The following is a 4,431-nucleotide window of genomic DNA, read 5'->3' on the forward strand; positions in this document are numbered from 1 at the left end:
CGGCCGAGTACCCACACCGGCACGTCGTAGGCCTTCTCCCGCTCGCACGGGCGGCCGGAGGCGAGCCGGGCGGCGTCTGCCATCCCGAAGCCCTGAAGGCGGCGCTGGCTGTAGCTGACGTACCAGCGCCACGGCTGGAACTTACGTTTCATCGCCGGCATCCTTCACCTTCGCCGGGGCATGCAGGACTCCGCTGCCGGTGATCGCCGTGGACTCAGCGAACGGCCCCGTCGCGGTCAGCACGGCCGGCTCGGCTGCGAGCACTCCGCGAAGCCTCGCCTCGACGGCCTTGACCGGCTCGCCGTCCTCGATGCCCAGCACGTCCTGCATGCGGCGGGCGGCGAGATGCGCCCCCGTTCCGGTCTTCGCACTCTCGCGCAGTGCCCCGGAGAGCACGATGGCTAGGTCGTGGATCAGGGCATCGCGGGGTATCTGGCCGCTCATCGCTGGCCGCCTTCCCACGCCTCGGTGCGCAGCCTGTCAAGCTCCTGCGGGTCGCGTTCCGCCATGGCGTCGAAGAACTCGCTGACCGCGACGTCTCGATCGTCGGCGAAGTGGGTCACGATCAGCGCGTACCCGTCCCGTCCTCCGAGATGAACCGAGACCGTAAGACTGTCCGGCAGTTCTCCGGCAGGGAAGCGCCGGACGTTCGGCTCACTCTCGTTACCGAGCACGTACTTGCAGCTGCCGTCGCCGAGAACCCCGTCGGTATCGGCGGCGCAGACGGTGACATCAACCGCAACCGCGCGCGGCGGCTTGACCCACGTGCCGCCCTGGCCGAAGTACTGGATTTCGGGAGTCATTGCCGGGTCTCCTCAACGTCGGCGTGGCCGAGGGACGAGCGGCACTCCCCTTTGCCGTCCAGCACCATGTTGCAGGTGCCGCACGGCCCCTGCCGCTTGCACCGGGCGAACCTGAAGTCGCCGAGCGGGCGCAGCGCCCTGGCGAGGTCGCGGGCGGCGGCCATGGCTGCGTCCCACGCCTCAGGCGAGCGCGAACTCAGGTGCGCGTGGCGGGCGTCCGCGAACGCCTTTTGCACCGGGCCGATCGCCTCGTAACGCCAGCCGAACTCAAGGGTCGCCTCGTCCAGCATCGACAGTCCCCCCGTGTTACCGGGGAACCTCTCAGCCAGTTCAAGGCAGTCGGCCAGTTGAGTTGCGGTCATGTCGATGTAGTCGCTCATGCTCCTGTCTCCTTGCACTGGTGGTCCTGTGCCCACTTGAGCAGGACGGACAGGCTTTCCGTGTGGTCCGCGCCCCCGTCGTCCCGGTCGGTGAACGTCCGCGCCTCGCCGCACCGCTCGCAGCGGACCTCAACAGGCTGGGTGAAAGTCAGGCCCTCGTCATCGAAGCCCGCGACCCGGAAGTGCGACAGGTCGGCGGCGGCCCGCTCGTACCACTCGACGGGGACCACGACGGCGGTCGGGATGCCGTAGCGATGAATCTCGACATGCTCACCCTTGTACTCAACTGCGCTTATGAGTTGGGTAAGACCTTGCTGAGCCGCCGACGCTGACATTGTCCGGATACCGATCTCCGCCGCCCTCTGAGCAACAGCGATCCGCCGCCGCTTAATGACCCACTCTTGTGCTCGCCTAGTGTTCTCGGCACGGGTCACGGGTTCCAGGTGATACGGCCAGCAGCAAGCCTTTGAACGGCACCCCCGGTCTTGAACGTGATCAATGTCCAATCCGGGGTCGATCTGCTCCACCAGCAACTCATAGACGATCCGGTGGACCCGCTGCTGTCGAATACCGTTACGAGACATGCAGCCGTACCCCTGAGCGTTGATCCGCAATTGCCACTCCCAGCACCCGGTCGCGGGGTTGACGATTACGTTGTCCCGAATCTCAGGCGGCAGGTCGGCGAGACAGTAGGCGGTCATGGCTGATTCCGCCTTTCCTCGGTACGCTCCAGTTTCTCCAGCGCAGCCTCGCGGAGCCACGTCGCAACCGACATGGACCTCGCGCTAGCGGCCTCGGTCACTTGCTCGGACATCCACGCAGGCCAGGTGAGCTGATAGCGGATCGTCGTCTCGTCACGGGCATCGTGTGTATTGCTCACACCAAAATCATACCAGCCTCACACAACGATTGCACGCTTCGCGCAAGGTGCGCCGGGTCGGATTTCCGGGGCGTAGCCTGATCGCATGGGGTTCCCCGTGGGTCCGTTCACTCAGGTCTTGATGGTCAGCCTGAGCGAGCAGCCTCTCAGCGTCAGCTCGTGGGGCGGGCGGATAGCGAACGTCACCCTCGGCGAGCCGTTCTGGGCCAGTTCCCGTGACGTGCCCGGACTGCTCGCGGCAGGACAGGCCGAACTCGCGCCAGAGGGAACGACCGCGCCGCCTCCCGAGCCTCCGCACACAGTGCACGGGTCGGCCGGGTTCGGGGCGGGCACAAGCAACAGCTCGCCCTAGGCGCTAGATGCCGTTCCCGAAGTCGCACGGGCCGTCGTGAACGCGGCCTTTATTGCAGACGCTCATGCCGGGGTGCTCGAACTCGGTGCCGGGGAATGCCCCGGCAAGCAGGCCGGCACCTGGGGCCGATTCTCCCTCGGGCCTCGCCTGCCGCTCCATCGCGTAGAGCGGTTCGCCCATCTGGGGCTGCCCGAGTACCTGCTTCATCTCCGCGATCGGCGGGACGGGCACCAGCCGCCATCCCTGCGGGCCTAGCTCGCAGACCTGCGTCCACGTCGCACGGCGGTACTCGTAGCAGGGAGGCATGACCGCGAGTTTACCGGCGGCCACGGTAACGGTTCCGTGCACGTGCATTCGTAGCGTGCATCTGCACATTGCAGCCCGTACGCTGTGGACTGACGACGCGAGAGACCGGGAGGGTCGCCAGTGCCGCTCTTTCATCACCCGAGGCACGCCGCCGAGCCGACGCCGGCCGCGCCCGTTCCCACGCCTGCGCCAGAGCCCACCGTCCCCGCTCCCATTCCGGCGCCTCGCGCTGTCCCGTTCCGCGCCGGGGGCAGCGGCGGCATCGCACCCGAGACAGCGGCTCCTGCGGTCACGTTCAGCGGCACCCACACCCTGCTCGCGGATATCTCAGAGTTCCAGAGCAATATCGCGGACGCGGCGTACCTTGCCTGGTCGAAGGGCGTGATTGTCCGAGCGGCCTATGGCGACGCCCATGATGACGGCGCCTGGTACGGAGGCGCACGGCGGGCAGCGCTGCACAAGGGCGGCGCGCTCTTCGTAGGGATCTACCAGTTTTTGGTGGCCGGGCAGGACGGCACCGCGCAGGCGAACGCCCTTCACGCCCTTGTCGGCGGCCTGCAAAAGGGCGAGGTGCTGATCGCCGACTTCGAGCAGGGCGCCAAGCCGATGCTTACCGCCTGGTATAACCAGATGCTCAAGCTCGGCTACCCGGCCAGGTACCTGTGGACGTACACCGGCCTTTCCTTCGGCCAGTCGCAGGGCGTCCTGCCGGTGCAGTGGCTCGCCGACTACTCCCTCGCCGAGCCCGCCGGGGCGCACACGCTGTGGCAGTTCACCGACCGCTACCCGGTGCCCGGCGTCGGGACGGCGGACGCAAGTGTGTTCCACGGGCCGATGACCGCGCTCGCCGCCCTCGCCTACCCCGGCAGCACGCCCGCCCCGCCTCCCGTCCACGTCCCCGCCACGGAGCCGACCGGGCTGCGGCAGTCGGTGAAGTCCGCCGGGAGCGCGGTCACCTTCACCTGGAACCCGGTCGCCGGGCACCGCGCCTACAGCTTCCAGCTTGAGACGTACAAGCCGGGGTTCGGCTGGGTGCTGGCCGCTGACCAGCAGGTGACCGGCACCACCCGCACCGAGACCGTGCCGCCGGGGACTCAAGGCCGCTGGCGGGTGTCGGCGGGCACGTGGACCGACTGGAACGGCTTCACCACACCTTGAACGATTGAAAGGACTTCCCATGGCCGAGGTAACGCCGCAGCCCGACGGCGGGGCGCAGATAACGATCGACCCGGGCGAGACGGCTGGGCTGAAGGCACTCGCCGCACAGCACTTGCCGGTTTTGCGTCGTCTTTCGACCTGGTTCGAGGCCGATGTCGCCCCCGAGCTCAAGCAGGCCGCAGACTTCCTCGAGTCGCTGGGCGCCAACCCGCCGGAAGGATCGACGCTGACCGTAAGCGCTACCGAGGCCCAGGCACTCCGCGGGCTCTTGCAGGCGCACGTGCCGGACTTCAACGCGGTGCTCGCGGTCGTTGAGTCGCCGGCCGTGCGCTCATTGCTCGGGTTCGCCAAGGCCCTGCTTTAACGCCGGGCGCCTGCCGTGACCGGGGCCGACCTCGCCATTGTCCTGTCCACCGGGGGCGCGGTCCTCGGCGGGAGCGGGACCGTCGTGGGCTTCTTCTACGCCCGCGCCCGCAACGCGAGGAACGACCTGAAGGCGCAGGTCAAGGCGCAGCAGGAGGCGAAGGCCGACCGGGACGCCACCCACGTCCT

At 68.1% G+C, this 4,431-nt stretch carries 9 protein-coding genes; 3 read left to right on the top strand and 6 right to left on the bottom strand.

The window, feature by feature from the left end; all coding sequences use genetic code 11:
• Positions 1 to 141: 141 nt before the first annotated feature.
• The 5 genes from VGH54_RS11930 to VGH54_RS11950 are packed head-to-tail and all read right to left on the bottom strand — an operon-like array spanning position 142 to position 2,063.
• On the bottom strand, positions 142 to 444 hold the full coding sequence (locus tag VGH54_RS11930; RefSeq protein WP_331512203.1) for a hypothetical protein: 303 nt from the start codon (positions 442 to 444) through the stop codon (positions 142 to 144).
• On the bottom strand, positions 441 to 803 hold the full coding sequence (locus VGH54_RS11935; RefSeq protein WP_331512204.1) for a hypothetical protein: 363 nt from the start codon (positions 801 to 803) through the stop codon (positions 441 to 443). The genes VGH54_RS11930 and VGH54_RS11935 overlap by 4 nt, the downstream gene beginning before the upstream one ends.
• Complete coding sequence (locus tag VGH54_RS11940; protein ID WP_331512205.1) at positions 800 to 1,183, bottom strand: hypothetical protein; 384 nt, start codon at positions 1,181 to 1,183, stop codon at positions 800 to 802. The genes VGH54_RS11935 and VGH54_RS11940 overlap by 4 nt, the downstream gene beginning before the upstream one ends.
• Positions 1,180 to 1,884, bottom strand: a complete 705-nt coding sequence (locus VGH54_RS11945) for a hypothetical protein (protein WP_331512206.1) — start codon at positions 1,882 to 1,884, stop codon at positions 1,180 to 1,182. The genes VGH54_RS11940 and VGH54_RS11945 overlap by 4 nt, the downstream gene beginning before the upstream one ends.
• Positions 1,881 to 2,063, bottom strand: coding sequence for a hypothetical protein (locus tag VGH54_RS11950; protein ID WP_331512207.1), 183 nt, complete (start codon positions 2,061 to 2,063; stop codon positions 1,881 to 1,883). Before VGH54_RS11950 ends, VGH54_RS11945 begins: the two co-directional genes overlap by 4 nt.
• An 85-nt stretch (positions 2,064 to 2,148) precedes the next feature.
• Here VGH54_RS11950 and VGH54_RS11955 point away from each other — a divergent pair, with 85 nt between their 5' ends.
• The gene (locus VGH54_RS11955; protein ID WP_331512208.1) at positions 2,149 to 2,415 is read left to right on the top strand and encodes a hypothetical protein; all 267 of its coding nucleotides are present in this window, start codon (positions 2,149 to 2,151) and stop codon (positions 2,413 to 2,415) included.
• 3 nt (positions 2,416 to 2,418) lie between these two features.
• Here the strand turns inward: VGH54_RS11955 and VGH54_RS11960 are convergent, their stop codons facing one another.
• A complete protein-coding gene (locus VGH54_RS11960) occupies positions 2,419 to 2,721 on the bottom strand; it encodes a hypothetical protein (RefSeq protein WP_331512209.1) in 303 nt (100 codons plus the stop codon).
• Between the two features lie 120 nt (positions 2,722 to 2,841).
• Here VGH54_RS11960 and VGH54_RS11965 point away from each other — a divergent pair, with 120 nt between their 5' ends.
• Positions 2,842 to 3,879 carry a GH25 family lysozyme gene (locus tag VGH54_RS11965; protein WP_331512210.1) on the top strand — a complete coding sequence of 346 codons (1,038 nt, stop codon included), beginning with the start codon at positions 2,842 to 2,844 and terminating at the stop codon, positions 3,877 to 3,879.
• Between the two features lie 19 nt (positions 3,880 to 3,898).
• The gene (locus VGH54_RS11970; protein ID WP_331512211.1) at positions 3,899 to 4,243 is read left to right on the top strand and encodes a hypothetical protein; all 345 of its coding nucleotides are present in this window, start codon (positions 3,899 to 3,901) and stop codon (positions 4,241 to 4,243) included.
• Positions 4,244 to 4,431 lie beyond the last annotated feature (188 nt).

Origin of the sequence: Mycobacterium sp. (genome assembly GCF_036488105.1) — a bacterium.
Taxonomy (GTDB): domain Bacteria; phylum Actinomycetota; class Actinomycetes; order Mycobacteriales; family Mycobacteriaceae; genus Mycobacterium.